Source organism: Peribacillus deserti (assembly GCF_002863585.1).
GTDB lineage: Bacteria > Bacillota > Bacilli > Bacillales > DSM-1321 > Paraperibacillus > Paraperibacillus deserti_A.
The window spans coordinates 152498-169550 of the sequence record NZ_PGUY01000002.1 but is presented as its reverse complement, the minus strand read 5'-3'; the positions used below and the strand labels follow the sequence as shown (position 1 = coordinate 169550).

At 37.0% G+C, this 17053-nt stretch carries 14 protein-coding genes and 1 pseudogene; 2 read left to right on the top strand and 13 right to left on the bottom strand.

Annotation, left to right across the window (positions count from 1 at the left end; genetic code table 11):
* Window positions 1–8: 8 nt before the first annotated feature.
* From CUU66_RS01045 to CUU66_RS01030, 4 genes are all read right to left on the bottom strand, one after another.
* Complete coding sequence (locus tag CUU66_RS01045) at window positions 9–1829, bottom strand: polysaccharide biosynthesis protein (RefSeq protein ID WP_101639827.1); 1821 nt, start codon at window positions 1827–1829, stop codon at window positions 9–11.
* Between the two features lie 256 nt (window positions 1830–2085).
* Entirely contained in the window at window positions 2086–2856 is a 771-nt protein-coding gene (locus CUU66_RS01040; RefSeq protein ID WP_101639826.1) for a tyrosine-protein phosphatase, read from the bottom strand.
* 81 nt (window positions 2857–2937) lie between these two features.
* Window positions 2938–3636, bottom strand: coding sequence for a CpsD/CapB family tyrosine-protein kinase (locus tag CUU66_RS01035; RefSeq protein WP_101639825.1), 699 nt, complete (start codon window positions 3634–3636; stop codon window positions 2938–2940).
* The gene (locus CUU66_RS01030; RefSeq protein WP_101639824.1) at window positions 3626–4357 is read right to left on the bottom strand and encodes a YveK family protein; all 732 of its coding nucleotides are present in this window, start codon (window positions 4355–4357) and stop codon (window positions 3626–3628) included. Before CUU66_RS01030 ends, CUU66_RS01035 begins: the two co-directional genes overlap by 11 nt.
* Before the next feature lie 230 nt (window positions 4358–4587).
* Between CUU66_RS01030 and CUU66_RS01025 the strand changes: the two genes are divergently transcribed.
* The gene (locus tag CUU66_RS01025) at window positions 4588–5352 is read left to right on the top strand and encodes an SGNH/GDSL hydrolase family protein (protein WP_101639823.1); all 765 of its coding nucleotides are present in this window, start codon (window positions 4588–4590) and stop codon (window positions 5350–5352) included.
* Between the two features lie 20 nt (window positions 5353–5372).
* Here the strand turns inward: CUU66_RS01025 and CUU66_RS01020 are convergent, their stop codons facing one another.
* Window positions 5373–6143 carry a tyrosine-protein phosphatase gene (locus CUU66_RS01020; RefSeq protein WP_101639822.1) on the bottom strand — a complete coding sequence of 257 codons (771 nt, stop codon included), beginning with the start codon at window positions 6141–6143 and terminating at the stop codon, window positions 5373–5375.
* A 920-nt stretch (window positions 6144–7063) separates the two neighbouring features.
* On the opposite strand from CUU66_RS01020, the gene CUU66_RS23875 reads away from it, so the two are divergent.
* Window positions 7064–7201: a hypothetical protein gene (locus CUU66_RS23875; RefSeq protein WP_180955108.1), complete on the top strand. Its 138-nt coding sequence runs from the start codon at window positions 7064–7066 to the stop codon at window positions 7199–7201.
* A 119-nt stretch (window positions 7202–7320) separates the two neighbouring features.
* On the opposite strand, the gene CUU66_RS23870 is transcribed toward CUU66_RS23875, so the two are convergent.
* From CUU66_RS23870 to CUU66_RS00975, 8 genes and pseudogenes are all read right to left on the bottom strand, one after another.
* Window positions 7321–7494 (bottom strand): hypothetical protein, encoded by a 174-nt coding sequence (locus CUU66_RS23870; protein WP_180955107.1) that lies wholly within the window; start codon window positions 7492–7494, stop codon window positions 7321–7323.
* A gap of 183 nt (window positions 7495–7677) precedes the next feature.
* Window positions 7678–9030: pseudogene (locus CUU66_RS01005) on the bottom strand (IS1182 family transposase).
* A 470-nt stretch (window positions 9031–9500) separates the two neighbouring features.
* Complete coding sequence (locus CUU66_RS01000; RefSeq protein WP_180955106.1) at window positions 9501–10619, bottom strand: RtcB family protein; 1119 nt, start codon at window positions 10617–10619, stop codon at window positions 9501–9503.
* Entirely contained in the window at window positions 10612–11769 is a 1158-nt protein-coding gene (locus CUU66_RS00995) for a PEP/pyruvate-binding domain-containing protein (protein ID WP_101639818.1), read from the bottom strand. Before CUU66_RS00995 ends, CUU66_RS01000 begins: the two co-directional genes overlap by 8 nt.
* Window positions 11766–12545 carry a hypothetical protein gene (locus CUU66_RS00990; protein WP_101639817.1) on the bottom strand — a complete coding sequence of 260 codons (780 nt, stop codon included), beginning with the start codon at window positions 12543–12545 and terminating at the stop codon, window positions 11766–11768. Before CUU66_RS00990 ends, CUU66_RS00995 begins: the two co-directional genes overlap by 4 nt.
* A gap of 157 nt (window positions 12546–12702) precedes the next feature.
* Entirely contained in the window at window positions 12703–13374 is a 672-nt protein-coding gene (locus tag CUU66_RS00985; protein ID WP_101639816.1) for an EAL domain-containing protein, read from the bottom strand.
* A gap of 395 nt (window positions 13375–13769) precedes the next feature.
* Window positions 13770–13922 (bottom strand): LytR family transcriptional regulator, encoded by a 153-nt coding sequence (locus CUU66_RS00980; protein ID WP_101639815.1) that lies wholly within the window; start codon window positions 13920–13922, stop codon window positions 13770–13772.
* Between the two features lie 557 nt (window positions 13923–14479).
* Window positions 14480–16894, bottom strand: a complete 2415-nt coding sequence (locus CUU66_RS00975; RefSeq protein ID WP_101639814.1) for a hypothetical protein — start codon at window positions 16892–16894, stop codon at window positions 14480–14482.
* Between the last annotated feature and the right edge of the window lie 159 nt (window positions 16895–17053).

Genomic DNA, 17053 nt, shown 5'->3' with positions numbered 1-17053 from the left:
TTCTCCTTTTATTTAGCTAGTAAAAGCATCTTATTTTTTCTTCTATTTGCCAAGTTAATGACATACTCTTTCAAATCACTCCCTGAAAAGTTCTCAAACTGATCAAGTAAATAAGTAATCTCAGCTTCCTGTTCCAACACTGCTTTTCCAATAAAAATTTTCGGAAAAATCGGCTTAGGATGGACCTCTTTTTCATTTAAAAGCTCTTCAAACATCTTCTCTCCCGGCCTTATACCAGAGAAGTTTATCCCGATCTCTTCTATAGAATAACCAGACAATCTGATAAGGTTTTTCGCTAGGTCAACAATTTTTACTGGTTCACCCATATCTAATACAAAAATCTCTCCACCTCGAGCTAATGACCCCGCCTGAATAACTAGTCTTGATGCTTCAGGAATTGTCATGAAATATCTCGTCATTTCTGGATGTGTAACCGTAACCGGTCCACCAGCTTGAATCTGCTTTTTAAACAATGGAATTACACTGCCGCGGCTACCAAGAACATTACCGAACCGTACAGCAACAAAATTAGTCTTACTTTCTTTATCTAACTGCTGAATAACCATTTCCGCGATACGCTTCGTTGAACCCATTACATTGGTTGGATTTACAGCTTTATCAGATGAAACCAACACAAAAGTATTAACCCCAAAAGTATCTGCTGCCTCCGCGACATTCTTGGTCCCAATAACATTATTTTTAACTGCCTCTTTTGGGTTATATTCCATGAGTGGAACATGCTTATGTGCCGCTGCATGATACACTACATCTGGCTTAAATTCTTCAAATACCTCAAACATTCTTATCCGGTCCTGCACATCACCTATGATGGGGATGATTTGTATCAAGTCTTTATATTTATTTCTTAATTCCATTTCGATATGGTAAATACTATTTTCACCATGACCTACAAGTACTAGCTTGCTTGGAGAAAATTTCGAAATCTGCCTGCAAATCTCAGATCCGATAGAACCGCCGGCGCCAGTAACAAGTATTGTTTTGTTGGATACATAATCTGAAATACCTTCTATATCTAACTCTACTGGTTCTCTGCCTAGTAAGTCCTCAACCTGCACATCTCTAAATTGATTTACTGAGACTTTGCCCATCATTAAATCTTCAAGCATCGGCATGATTTGTGTCTTTGCGCTGGTTTTTGAGCATTCTTCGAAGATCGCTCTTAACTCCTTTTTGCTGAGTGAAGGGATAGCGATTACTATATTTTCTATTTGCAATTTATCTACTGTATCCACGATGGATTTTGTGTTTCCTACAACCGGAATATCATAATAGTGAAGCTTGTATTTCTTTGGATCATCATCAATGAAAGCTACCGGTTTTAATTCAGATTCATGATTTTTTAATAACTGCCGTGCGACCATGTTTCCAGCAGAGCCCGCACCTATGATTAAGGTTCTCTTCATTTCACCCTGGTTGCTTATGTAGCGGTCCCTGAACATTCTCCATGAAAAGCGGGATCCACCAATCAGTAATACATGCAGCATCCATGTTAAACCCAATGCCCTGACATATATATTATGGAAGATTAGCATTTGAACGACTGCAGTTACTAGGATTGAAAAGCTCACTGCTTTTACAATGGAAAATAGCTCTCCAACACTGGCGTATTCCCATGCTTTGTTATACAGCTTATAGACTGAAGCAAAAACATGATGGCTGATTAACAATGTTACAGAGCTGATTAGCAGGGTGTGTAATTTAAAGATGTCTAAATACGGGTGTAAAATTAAATAACTTACATAAATCGCCGATAATACAATTAGAGAGTCTAATAATGCTAAAACCGTTAATCTTTTTCGGTACGCCAACCGAAATTCCCCCTTTTAGTGAAAAACTAAGTTAATACTTTAATTGGCTGAAGAAGCAGGCAAAAATAAATATCTAATGAAAACACATGTTGCTCTGACACGCCCTCTCATTAGATATCTATCAAATAAATAAAATTATGGGCATCTAACCCAGCCTCACACCATACTAGCGACGACAAGCGTCTAAGGATTAAATACCCACAGTATGACCGAGTGTCTCCTTTGATAGAGGTAAGGAGGCATCACCTAGTTGTAACTAAAAGATTCCGAGGAACTTTTTAGTTTTAATCTTTTGAGGCATTTCTTTGTAGACCGAGTCTCCTAGTAAAACGGCTTCAGCATTTTCCTTAAATAAGTAGATCATGTCGATGCCATATTCTTTTTCTATTTCGTCGTAAGTCTGTATCATGTTAAAGCTGCGGCTTTTGGTGTTATGTGCATCTGATGCAATAAAGTGAGTTAGATTTGCTGATATTAGATCATGCGAAAATTTTTTAATTTTTTTTCCGAAGTACCCGGTTACACTAGATGCTGTTACCTGAGTTAGTGCACCTTTATCAACTAGATTAAATAGTATATCCGGCCGTTCGATGATTTCTGCGTTTCGTTCCGGATGCACAATAATGGGTGTAATGCCCAGCAGCTGAATGTCGAACAGTACTCTTTCTGTATATCTAGGTACATGTCCGGACGGAAGTTCTACAAGAAGGTATTGCCCGTGTTGAGTTCCAATAAGAAGAAGTTCTGCCTTCTCCACATCTTCTGCAATTTCCCCATATATTCTTACTTCCTGGCCCGGCATGATCTTTAAAGGTATCTTTTCATCCTGCATTACTTTGTTTAAGGATTCTGAAGCTTTTAGAATCGATTTTCTTTCATTAACATAGCTGCCATTTTTGTGATGCGGTGTTGCATATAGAGTTTGTATCCCTTCTTTAACTGCAAGTCTTGCTAACTCTAAGCTTTCTTCTATGCTGTTCGCTCCATCATCCACACCTGGCAATATATGACTATGTAGGTCTATCACCCTAATAAACCCCCAATTATTTACAGAGTCTAGACAAAATAATATACCTTCTATATAGAAAGTAATTATTTTGTCTAGCCTTTATTTTTTTCCATAGTAATAGTAGTAAGAGGATTCCTTTATGTCTTTATTATTTAGAACCACACCTGCAATTTTCGCTTGGACACCCAGCAGGAGTTCTTTTGCTTTAATAGCTGTTTCTTTTTCGGTACGGCCGCTCGAAACTACCAGGATTACTCCATCACACATATTGGATAAAACCTGCGCATCCGTTACGGCGAGTACAGGCGGAGTATCATAAAGAATGATGTCATACAGCTCCTTTAATTTTTTTGTTAGCTCTACCATACTTTTTGAACCTAAAAGTTCAGCTGGGTTTGGCGGAATCGGGCCGCTTGTTAGAATATCAAGGTTTTCTACATCTGAACCCTTAACTGCTTTTTCAAACGACATTTGCTTTGTTAATACATTTGTTAGGCCAAAGGTGTTTGTAAATGAGAAGGTATAGTGTGCTGTCGGTTTCCTTAAGTCTGAATCGACTAGCAATACTTTCTTTCCAGCCTGAGCAAATACAACCGCTAAATTCGATACGGTCGTCGATTTACCTTCCCCAGGTCCAGGTGATGTTACAAGGATCGTTTGCATTTCTTCATCTATGGAAGAGAATTGAATATTGGTTCTGATCGTTTTATATTGCTCAGAAATCGGTGATTTTGGACTTATCTGAGTAACCAGTTTTCTTTTGGTTTGCAGCAGTTGTTTCTTTTTATTAAGCGCCAAGTGACTCACCTCTCACTGATTTTTCTTTACCCTTACTTTCTTTTGGTTCTTCTATGTTTGCGATCGATCCTAAAACCGGAAGATCTAATAAGGTTTCAATATCCTGCTCGTTTTTGATCGTGTTATCCAGATATTCAAATAGGAAGGCTAATCCTACTCCGGCCATTAAGCCTATGACCAAGGCAATCGCTATATTTAATAACGGCTTAGGCTTTATTGGTGAAACTTTATCCCCTACAGTAGCCTTTGATAGAATCGTAACGTTATCCACGTTCATGATGCTTTTAATATCACGCTGGAAAACTTCTGCTGTTTTGTTAGCTATATCTGCCGCCTGGTATGGATCTGTATCCTGGACGGAAAGGTTTAATACCTGAGATTCGTTTGCATTGCTGACAGTAATTTTTGAAGTCAAGACTCCAGTAGAGATGGAAAGATCTAATTCTTCCCTTACCTTATCCAAAATGACTGGGCTTTTAATAATTTCGTTGTACGTATTCACAAGCTGTAAATTGGTTTGTATTTCATTAGGATTATATACAGTTTGCTTGCTTTCTTTTTGATTCACTAATAGCTGTGTCGAAGCCTGATAAACGGGAGTAAGAACAAAGTAGCTGATAAGTGCACTCACAAGAACTGCGGCAAGAGTAATCAATACGATTAATCCCATTCTCTTTCGGATCACGCCAAACAGCTCTTTTAAACTAATGGTTTCTTCCATTTCATCCTCCTGAACTTGTATAAACAACAATATTATTCAAAATTATAACACAAAAATTGCCAATAGAATTATGTCATTAAAATTACTATTTTGTAAAATAATTTCTCTTTTTGTAGTAAAATTAATAAATGTGTAATTTGCTATATTGATTTTAATATATTTTCCACCAAAATGTGTAACTTATGCTTAATTGGAATTACTTACTAGTTTAACAGGGGGAATAGTTGGATATGAAACAGATTTTCATACCTATTTTGATTATATTAACGCTAGGTGCCATAATTTTAGGTAACATCCATTGGAATCAGACAGTCACATCAACAGATGCCTACAATAAGGAAGTTTCACCTTCCGAAGCAGTTAAAAGTGACAGCAATCTGCCAAGTGCGATTGAGTCTATTCCAAATAAAGAAATTCAGAAGGTGTTTAAGCAAGCTGCTGAAAATGAAGAAACTGTTAAAATCGTATTCCTAGGATCTAATGCACTTGGCAGCGGTACTAACAGCTGGCCAGAAATGGTTGGCACTACACTTAAGGAAGAGTTTAATAATCAAGTTGCTTTCAAGACTCTAAAATACGATATGACTTCCTTACAGTTTGTCCAGCAGGATAAAGTAGCCGACCTGATTAAAGAGCAGCCGGACATTGTTTTGTTTGAGCCTTTTACCTTAAACAATAATGGCGAAGTTTCGACGGAAGATTCCCGGAAAACCATTCAGGATACGATAAATTCTGCGAAAGAATCCAAAAAAAATACCCTGTTTATCTTGCAGCCGACTCACCCTATTCCAAACGCTACGATTTATCCTTCCCAAGTTGAGGAACTGAATAGTTTTGCACAAGATAACGGGTATCTTTATCTAAATCACTGGGCCAACTGGCCAGACTATAAAACAGAAGAAATAAAAGAATACTTGAATGAAGATCGCTCCGCCCCGAACGAAAAAGGACATAAAGTTTGGGCTGACACCGTTCTAGATTTATTTATCAAGTGACCCTGTGGATCAGGGTCTTTTTATTTGAATAACACGAATTTTTTGACTTTTTTGAGCCTGTCCGGCTCTTCCTTAAATACAGGCTCCCCTTTTATGACCTTTTCCGCATTGACCATAAACATATTGATGGTTTCATTACCGAACGATTTTTTTATTTCCTTTAATGCCAGATTCATTTTGAAAGAACGCTTCGTCATATCGCGGGCATTCGAACCGATAAACTGAACCTGCTTGGCCTTAATTAAATCATGGGTGAATCTTTTTGCAGTTCGACCTAGCTTTCCAGCGACACTTTCGGCGTCTACCTGTGCATAGGCACCTTTTTTAATTAACTGGTACAGCACTTCCGGATCCTCGAGGATCTCTAGGTTTTGCTCCGGATGAACAATAATCGGTGAAATCCCTTTTAGCTGCAGATCATAAAACAGTTTCTCTGTATACTTAGGAACGTGATCCTTTGGAAATTCAATAAGCATTGAGCTTAACTTATCATTAAGAGTTAAAATATCTCCTTGATCTAATTCTTCTATTAATGTGCCGCTGATCCGTGTCTCCTGGCCAGGCAGCACGGTAAGGGGAACTTTCTCACTCTTAAGCTGTTCATTAAAATTATCTACTTTCCTAAGAATCTCTTCCCTCGTGTTTGAATAACTTCCCGGTATATGATGCGGCGTGGCTACGATCGTATGAATTCCCTGTTCGACTGCCAACCTCGCTAGATCAATACTCTTATAATTACTCTCCGGCCCATCATCCACCCCGGGAAGGATATGGCAGTGAATATCGATCATCAACAAATCCCCTTATATTCCCAAATTGTTTATTAAATCGTAACATCGATGTTTTGGAGAGTAAATAGACGTAAAATGTCTAATACTAAGAAGTTTTGTCTAATAAACTTACATTTTAAGTAAAATAACAGTGAAAATATTACTATGACTTCTATAATGGATTATCATACCATTTATACTATTATATTGAAATTATAAATTGTTTTATTTTCAAAAAAGTTTGAATTAAATAATCACAGCCTGGGCTAAAAGGTGGGTTTTATAGAATTCGTTATATCGACAACTCATTCTGACACCCTTCACAATGGACCTGTATTATGATGAAAGTGCCTTTAAAAGTTAGTTATGGGGGGATTTTCGTGCTCAAATGGAGACCTGCTGCATACAAAGCTAGATACAACTGGAGAAGGTTCAGAATCATCTACATAGAAATGTTGTTAAATGGCTGCTTAGATCAACAAATGAAAGCCCAACTAATTAGCAAATTAGAATACCACAAAAATAAAATGAATGACTTAGTATTATCCAGGGCACCTTTTTAGGTGCTTTTTTTTGCATAAAAAAAGAGAGCCGATCAACGTTCATCAGCTCCCTTTTTTCAATTGCCGCTTACGCTTTTCAATATAATGATTAAGCGTAGCTTGCAGCTCCTCTAACTTATAAAGAGAATCTACGTCCTGGTTTATGTATCTTAACGTTTTCTTAATAGACTTAGGTAAACTATCAAAAATCTTCAAACTATCAACTCCTATTGGAATCTTACTACATCATTCAGGTCATTTTGAATAGGTAGATAGTGTAAAAAGTTAAAGGTTATTTCTCATCATAGTACGCTGAAACTTCGTTCTTTTTTACTAGATTAAATATTCGTTCATGGGGAAAAGACATTTAGCTAGATTCCAGAAAAAGGAGATATGTGGATGTCGAAGAAATCTTGGTTCACCCTGGAGGAAATACAGATTAAAAAAGAGCGGAACAAAAAAAATATGTATTTCTATAGCTTTCTTTTTACTATGGTGTTAAGTGCCTTAGTTACATTCCTTGCGAGCCAGATCTGATCAAACAATTGTATATATACATAATAAACAACATCCAGACAAAAAAAGCCCGGGATTTTAACTGCCGGGTTTATTCATGTTTCTTCTATTATTATTGGTAACTGTTTATGTTTGTTATTTTATAGTAGAAAATGCTGGTCAGTGATAAGAAGATCAAAAACAGCCTGTCTCCTCCAGGATTCAGGCTGTTTATTGATGAAAATTTTTAGCTTCTCCTTCATACCCGAGTCGATGGTGAATGGTTTGTTAAACGAGTATAGGGCTGTACACTTATTTAATAAATCGTGATTCATTATCGCCATCTGCTATCAAAGTAACGCCCAGCTGAAACCAATAATAGACAAGATATTAAAATTAACCGGTTAATCGGTTGATTCAGATTGTAGACAAAAGGCATCCGAATGAGTCCATTTGGGTGCCTTTTCGTTGTTTTTTTGCTCGTAAGAGCAGGGTGTAGACGATTCCTACCAATACTATTACGCTATTTCTGGACTCTCCCATGTCCAGCAAGCCAACTTTTTCAAATTCATAGCAGCAAAAGTAAGCATCGCCTGCATGGACAATTTTTCTAGGCCTCTTAGAGTTGTCCAACGCATACCATGCTTTTCCTTAGCATCCGCAAAGACACGTTCAATAGTTTCCTTTCGTCTTGCGTATATGCTTTTATTCTCTTTTGTGTGACGAAGATGATCTGCTTCTTCTATGTAATGTTCCCATACATGCCGCTCAATCAATTTTTTATGTTCTTTACTCTGTGTGCATTCGGAAAGCAACGGGCAGTTTTGACACTCAAGCGGATTAGAGAAGTATTGACGTTTTCCATTTTTCGTTGTCGTTGCATATTTCAATATTTGTCCTTGCGGACAGATATAACAATCGTAGTATTCATCATAGACATACTCATGTTTTTTCATATAACCGTCCTTCGTGCGAGGGCGTGTATAAGGTAAAGCCGGTGTCATATCATTTTCAAATATGTATTGAGCAATAGCAGGTGTTTTATATCCAGCATCAGCAGCCACAGCTAAGGTTTACCGTGCTTTTCTACGACCTTCTCCATTAATGGCTCGAATATGAGACTATCATGGATATTCCCCGGCGTTACAATTGCACCCAATACGAAACCATTTTGATCAGCAGCTGCATGAAATGAATATGCAAACTGCTTAGTTCGTTCGTCCTTAACGTAATAACCACTCTCTGGGTCAGTGGTACTTTCTTTTATTTCTTTTAATTCTTCTTTATCAAATTTATCTGGAGGGAATGGCTTTTTCCCGTGATCTTCCCGATCTTTATTAATCTCATCTTTTAGACGTGCTTCATAAGCTTTCAATTCTTTTCGAACTACTTTTTTCTCAAATTTATGCTTATTTGCACTTGCTTTAACATGTGTAGAATCAATAAATACGTGCTCACTACTAATCAATTACTTTTCTGAAGCTTCTTTTATAATACGTTAGAAACTCTGTTCAAATAAATCCGTGCCCTTAAAGCGTCGCTCATAGTTCTTACCAAACGTTGAAAAGTGAGGCACTTATAATAAAAACCAAAGCCTAAAAACCAACGTTACGCCATATTGGTTTCGATTTCTTCTATGGTTTTACGCATAGAGCGGATACCGAAGGTATATTGGATGAAAGCCATCTTTATCAATACTACAGGATCAATAGGTCCTCGTTCTGCGAATACATTTCCTGAACCAAAGAATATATAAACGAAAAATCTATAGCAGCTTCGATCTTGCAAACTAAATGATTCGCAGGTACAAATTGTTCTAAAGCGATCATTTCTATTTGGTCACGATTCATCTGTGTATTTTTAATTAGCATTTCAACCACCTCATGTGAAATCTCTGTAACTTAATTATACAAAAAAACTGTCCACAAACCTCTCAAATGCTTAGGATTTGTCGACAGTCTGAATAAACCTATTAATCGGTTGATTTTTTTCTTTTCGGCGCATGCGAATACTAATTCAGAAAGCCCTCAAAAATTCTATTTTTTAAAAAAATTAGTACTAAACAACTAATCACCACTTTTTTACTGCTAATCCATCATAGATTACATGGTCACTATCTTCTTTTGCTAAAACCTCGCAAAAGTAAAAAGTGGCTGAGCAAGCAGCCAATCTTTTTAATCTAACGCACCCTTTTAAATTTATTTGGATTTTTTTTCTCCTTTTAACTTCATCTCGTTAATAATTCTTTGGATTGTTTCTAAATGTTGAATATTTGGTCCGTGATTTCCCATAGTATCCCTCCTTTCCATTGAGTTATATTCTGATTCCTTAACAGATATAACTACCACTCATTAAAATTTTTGATGCATATCCAAGGATTAAGATTACAAATTATTTTATACCACGCGTTTCTGGTTGCTATTTCCAGCGAATCATTTATACCGAAAAAAGTTCTGCTAGAAGTTTTATCAAAATTGGTTTTTACCGATCCTATATTCTGTGTATCTCCTTCTTCACCTTCTCCAGATCCATGATTGACAAAAGAAAAATGGCCAGTTCTATTTACCAAATAGGATTGTTCTTCAATAGTAGTAGGAATGATCGCAATATCTAAACCTTTATATTCACTGTAACGCTGCACCGCTTTTTGATAATGAACAGTTGTCCCTTCCACTTCAATAACATCGTGGGATACATCTAACACTCGAATTGCCGATCCAATCCATTCAATTATTAATCTCTCTAATGCATTACGGTTTGCGATTGATACTTGAAGGCATCGCTCTGCATCTGCTAAAAACTGTTGTATTAGGCAATTTTCAAAGGGAAAGTGTAACTCATAAGCATTTTGATAACCTCTATTATTGTTAAAAAGGGCAGCATATTTTAAAATCATATATTCTAGAAAAAGCCCGCTACCACTATGAATATGAATGATTATATCTCCTGTTTCAAAACCTAGTTTTTTGGCGGCAAGTTGATCTTTGATATCAATAGTTCGAAACTCGATAAAATGGTTACCTTTTCCTATTCTCCCGAAGCTCAATTTTACTTCTTCTTGTTTTATAAGACTTGGTCTATCACTATTCGAATAAAAAATTTGTTCTATTTCTTCATCTAAAAGGGTAGTCCCAGGTTTGTATGATGTGATATTTTTTGCAAAAAACTGGTACTCTCTTTCTATTTTTTCTATATCTACCTTATTTCTTGGCACATGCAGTACTCGGAATCCACAACCGATATCTTTCCCGGCTCCGAGAGGAAAAACGCGATTTTCGCTCTTAAACACTAATCCATTTAATGTGGTTCCATCATCTCCGAAATCGGGTAAACCTATGATTTTCTTTGAGACATAAGGATTCAAATCTAGGGAAAGTATCTTCTTCCATACATTATCTGAAAACCCCGACACACGTCCCGAAGATACAAATAAATCCCATTTATCCCCGGCTTTAAACAAACCGAACCACCCCGCTTGCCCCGTCCACTTCTGCAAAAGAATACCTTTTAGCTGTATCCATAAGATTGTTAACACCGACCACGCAAGGAATTCCTAGTTCTCTTGCTACAATTGCAGCATGGCTTAATATACCTCCAGTTTCAGTTATTATTGCTTTTGCCCGGCACATTTCATAAGCGTATTTCGGCTGGGTTTCAAAAGCTACTACAATATAATCCTCATCCGGTAGGTCTACTTCTGTATCAGGTCTTAATAATACAATTTTACCTACCCCTACTCCTACTGAGGCTGTATTTCCTTTCAAAAATTTCTCTGATGAATCCGTACTGGTCTCAGAATTAATTGGATTCAGTAAAGAATAATTCATTTTTGCTGTCTTTGGAATTGTATTTATTCGTGTTATAGCTCTTGTTTGTAAAATGCACACTTTTTCATAGTCATAGGTCCATTCGATATCTTGCGGTCTCCCGAAAATACTTTCTATCTCAGCACCCAGTTTGAACAATTGTTTTATTATGTTCATCGGTAGGGATGATTTTGTTCTAGTTTGGTAAGAAAAACTCGCAATATACATGTTCCCGGCTACAGCGGATACTCTCCCGTCTAGGTCCGGAAATGGCAAATCATCACCACTCGATAATGGATGTTTTAAATAAAACTTACCATATCGTTTCTCAGTTGAAATCTCATATGTTACATTACCTGAATGTTTATTGAGAAGAAACAAATCAGGAGTAATGATTCCCCCAACTACTAGTTCACCACTACCATAGGATGATTCAAGAACCATATGATGGGAGCAAAAGGGGGAGGAAGTAAAAAGCACACCGGAAATAACTGAATGAATTAGAGGCTGTATGAGAGCAGCCCTATAGCCTTCTTCGTTTCCAGAAGATAGAACATTATAGACAGCTTGTTCCAATTCATCTAATGATTCGATACCAAGAATACTTAGATATTTTCCAGCTAAACTTTCATCTACACAATCTTCATCACCCATACTAGACCTAACAACAAGTGGTGCTTCTCCAGATAGTTCGTTCCATATTATTTCCAATTCTTTCCTTCCATCTTGATCGTTTACTACGTAACTTACAGGAACGTTGAAACCGGCTTTTCTTAGTGTTTTAAGGTTGCTTGCTTTACTCATATTCCATCACCTTCGAACAATCCATCATGTATATTAATGTTAATTTCTTCGAAGTAGTTACGGAAGTTCCGTAAAGCTCTCAACTGATAAACATGCCTAAGCTCTTCATACCAAAGGATGTATTTTCCTATAGAACTGGGGCTGCCCAAGCCCCAATTCTTTCTTTTTCGGATAACGGTATCTGGAAACATCTTGTTAATTTTTTTTTGAACACCTTCCAATGTTTCCAGTTCATTTCGTGCAATTTTAAACGTATGAAGATACCCATATCTTTTTATAAATATTTTCTTATTCTCGATGCTCGGATGTTCTTTTAGTCTTTGTAAGCCTTGTACAATACGAAGCAGATATGAAGGTACATTCTCCTTATTTAAATCAATATTATTCTGGCAGTAGTCGCTGACTCTTTTAAATCCGAGCATATAGGAAACTTTTCTATGGAGAATTTCCGCATTTTCACGCGTCCTTTCTAGTTCAAATTTCCTGCAGGCTCGGTGTACATCAATAATAGAAATAGCGAGTTTGGGAACTATTTCTTGTAGAAAGGTTTTATTCGAGAGTTTTTCATAGAAAAATTTCTGATACTCTTCATATTCTTTGAGATCTGCTACAATTATCCCGTAATTTTTCTTATAAAATGCAGTGGGGCCTCCTAAAATTTTTTGCTCCCATAAAAGGCCATTCGCATACCAATCAACATGGATTTTACTATCAGTGTCATACACAAGCTCAAAGTCGAATACAGCTTTCTCCTCGGTTTTTATAAATATTCCCATCTCTTCATCCCCTTTCAATATTTTTGGCGTTCTTATGAAAATAAAGACAGGATGAACCTGTCTTTATCATTAAAGTATCTAATAATTAATATCACTTGAAACTTGCAATTTTCTCTTATGAAATTGATTTAGTACTTTTATTTTGCTTGTCTTTCCATTAGTTATATTCCATTACCTGATAATCTCCATTAATTATTTTTGTTGTTACTTCCTCATATGGCATTGGCCTTCCAAGAGCAAAACCTTGTCCAAACATTATTCCTAATTCTTTTCCAATATCTACAAACTTTGTATCCTCAATACCTTCCAATATTACTTTATAGTCACCAGTTAAAGATGCCATTTTTCTCAATAACCCTTCTTCCTTTATAAATAATTTATCCAATTTTATAAAATCAGGTGAAATTGATAATTTATCGTAATTTTGCTTATTAGATCCAAAATCATCCAATGCAATTTCCAAACCTTTTCGTCTTAAAAAAGTTATTCGTTCATTTGTTCTGGTAGGATTTTTCATTGAGGAATTCTCGGTAATTTCCAATACGACATTTGTTAAATCGACATCTTCATAGAACAATGGTATATCCATTTCCTCTGGCTCAGCATTTACAAATAATTTAAAACCTTTTTGCCTTATTTTGAATTGGGTTATAGCTTTATCTCTGGCTATAAAATCTAAATTTTTTATATTCCTCTTTAACAAGTCTGGATAACGTAATTCTGTTCCATCTTCTTCAAGACCAATTATATTGGCTTCAAACCCTAATACTCTATTTGTTTCAAGGTGTATAATTGGTTGATAAACTGGCTTAAGATTCTTTTCATTCATTATTAAGCCCTCGCTTTTGTTTAATATAATTCAAAAAAACGTTCTTTATAAGATATATTTCATTCTTTATTGAGGTATTCTGATTTTTTATTTAAAATATATTTTTTATTAGTTATTTTAACTAGCCGGCAAATAATACCATAAATTCCGCAATAAACAAGACAAATTACCCATATAAATAGAAGGCCACGTTCAATTTATAAAAATCAAAAAGGCTCACTGTTTAGCGAGCCTTTCCTTCATTATATATTGTTGATTTGATCCGTAGGGAGATGCAGTCGCAACCATTTAGGTAGTTATAAGAGCCTCTAATTTGGTTTCTAAGGGATCCTTCCTCATAAAAAAACTGCATCCCAATTGTCAGTTGTGTCTAACAATTGGGATGCAGCTTATAGTCAGCTCCCCTTTTTCAATTGCCGTTTACGCTTTTCAATATAATGATTCAGCGTTGCCTGCAGCTCCTCTAACTTATGAAGAGAATCCAAATCCTGATTAATATATCTTAATGTCTTCTTAATCGATTTAGGTAAACTATCAAAAAGCTTCAATTATCTCAACTCCTATTGGCATATTACTACATTATTCCGCTGATTTTGAATAGGTAGATAGTGTAAAAAGGTGTTAGTACAATTGGAATGGTTATTACTATTGATAATGAAAAATTACTAAAGAAAGAAAAAATCCACCCTTTTGACTAGATTGAAAACTTTTCCAACAGGGAAAAGAATGTTTAGCCAGATTCAAATAAAAGGAGATATGTGGATGTCGGACAAATATTGGGTAACACCGGAGGAAATACAGCTCAAGAAGGATCGTAACAGAAAACTTATGTATTTTTATAGCTTTCTTTTTACTATGGTGTTAAGTGCCTTAGTAACAATTCTTGCGAGCCAGATTTGATTAAACCACAGTACATATACATAATTAACAGCATTCAGACAAAAAAGCCCGGACTTTTAACCGCCGGGTTTATTCGTATTTCTTCTATTGTTAATAGTACCTGTTTACGTTAGTTATTGTATAGAATCAATGCTAGTCAGTAATAAGAAGATCATAAAAAAACAGCCTGCCTCCTCCAAGATTCAGGCTGTTTCTTAGGATAATTTTAAGCTTCTCCTTCTACTCCCCCTTGGCCAGCATCCTCAAGATTGATATCCAAGAACTGTACTTCCTCTCCATCAACCACGATTTTTTCCGACTCGATGGTGAACGGCTTGTTAAACGAATATGAGGCTGTATACGTATCAACAAAGCGTAATTCATAATTGCCGTCTGCTAGACGGAATTTGTAGGTGCCGTCATGAAAGATTTCACTGCTATACCATTTTTGTTCTGCATTTTCTCCAAGTGCCGTGACCGATACATATCCTTCCGTTATCAAATCTTCCCCATTCCGGACTGTACCGGTAACTGTAACAGGTGCAATATCTATAGAAAGGGTGTCCGCTCTTTCCCCATTAACAAACAGCTGGCCGGATTCAATGGTAAAACTTCTTACCGTCTGGTCTGTTGTACCATCATATAAATAAATATAAAACACTTCATATTTACCATCAGGCAAGCGGAAGTTAAACTGCCCGTCTTCATAAGTCGTTGCCCATAAATGGGTTGTCTCTCCCGTTTCACTTACTGTCCTTATATTCACATCTCCATCAACCTGGCTGCCATTTTCGTTTAATACACCAGTAACATTGACAGGCGGAAGCTTGATTTCCAGCCTTTCAGATAAAACTCCGTCTATATAAAGCTTTCCTTCCAGGATTGTGAATTCCTTTTTTACTAAAGCCATTGTCCTGTCATTTGCGTATACTTGTTCAAGGACATAATCACCGTCCGGAAGGCGCATAGTAAAGGATCCATCTGGATTGATCGGTTTCCAATTATAGTACTCCGGATCAGTGGAGTGAACTGCTGCTTCCCCACCTGCTAATGGGACATCTCCGTCAAAGACCATTCCATTCAAGGTAACCGGGGGCACCTGCAAATCAAGCGATTCTTTCTGCACTCCATCCACATACAGTTTTCCATCCCGGATTTCAAATTCTGCCGAATAAGGCATCGACTCTCCGTCTTCGTAAAGATTTATATAATTCACTCGATATTGGCCATCCAGCAATCGAAGAGAAAGGATTCCATTCTCATCCGTCGAAGCACTGTACCAGGCGTACTTACCATCTTCTGAAACTGTCTCTATTTCTGCACTTCCTTCAAGTACCCGTCCCCCTTCCAGGAGCTTTCCACTGAAAGTAACTGGGGGAAGATCAACCTTTAAAGAAGTTTGAACGGCCCCATCCTGAAGCAGTCTGCCATTTTCAATTTCAAACTTGATGTCTGTATGTGAATTTCGGTTGTTTTCATAAACAGAAATCACCTGGTATGAGCCATCAGCAAGTCTGAATTGGAGGCGTCCTTTATCATCTGCAGCGACATAGTACCAGTCCGCAGCTTCCCCGTTCTCATTAAAAGCCAGGATTTCCAATCCGGCATTGCCAACCGATTTTGATTCCGAAGTAACTATTCCTGTCAAATTAATATCAGGGACTGCAATATCAAGAATAGAGACCCGTTTGCCATCCACCACCAGTTTTCCGTCTAAAACTTCAAAAGTCAAAGCTTGCCATGAAGAAAAGGTTTGATGATAAACCCCCAGGGAATACAATCCATCCTGCAGCTTCCGCAGCGAAGCTTCTCCCTTTTTAGTGGTGGTCACGTACTGAATAAACTCGGTATACCCTTCTGCTTCATCTACTACTTTCTCCAGGACTAACTCAGCATTTGCTAGAGGGTTTGAAGTATCATGTACACTTAATGTGTAACTATTTTCAGGAAGCGTCACATTTAATGAAGATTTCTTTTCTCCATTAACATACAGCTCCTTGCCTTCAATACTAAAATTCATATCATACCGATAAAACCCATCAGCAAATTGTACGCCGAAAATATAGTACGTTCCATCAGAGAGCGATGCGGAAAATTCACCCTTATTGCTGGCGGAAACAATAAACGGCTCTTCCTCATATTCATCGGTGTACCTTGCAATTACCAAATCTCCTTTCAATCCCCGGCCGTCCATTAACACTCCGTTAAGCGTTATATCAGAGTTCTTGGGAGCTGACTCTATTTTGCTGCCTTTGCTAACGTGCACATCATTATTATTAAACCCAGACACCTTTCCTCCTTTTACAGAGAAGGTGCTTGAAGATGTATACCAGGCACCGTTATGTTCCGGCTTTATGGCCTTCACACTGTAGGAACCGTCAGATAGTCTTTCTTTAAAAGCACCTTTAGCGTCCGTCACTACCACTTTCATTTTCGAATTCTTTTCTTTTGACTTAATCAAAAGCATTGTATTTCTTAATTTATTGCTTCCTTCCTTAACCGTCACTTCCGTTGATGTCTCTTGCCGAGGCTTTGCCTGCGCCTGCCCAAACCTGCTTCCAAAAACACCACTGAACAGAACAACCATCATTACAAGAAATATTACTCTCTTCCCCATTTTCTTCCCCTCTTTTTCTTTCATGTTAGACGGCTCCTTTCCGTGAATCTCCACGTTCACCCTATAGGATTCTAGGTACAAAAAAATTTGTCCTTCCATTTTCGGTGATAGCGGTAAAAAATGACTTTTGGATTATATTTGCTTATCTCCTTGGATAATTATAAAAGGACGGAGATCGCCCCT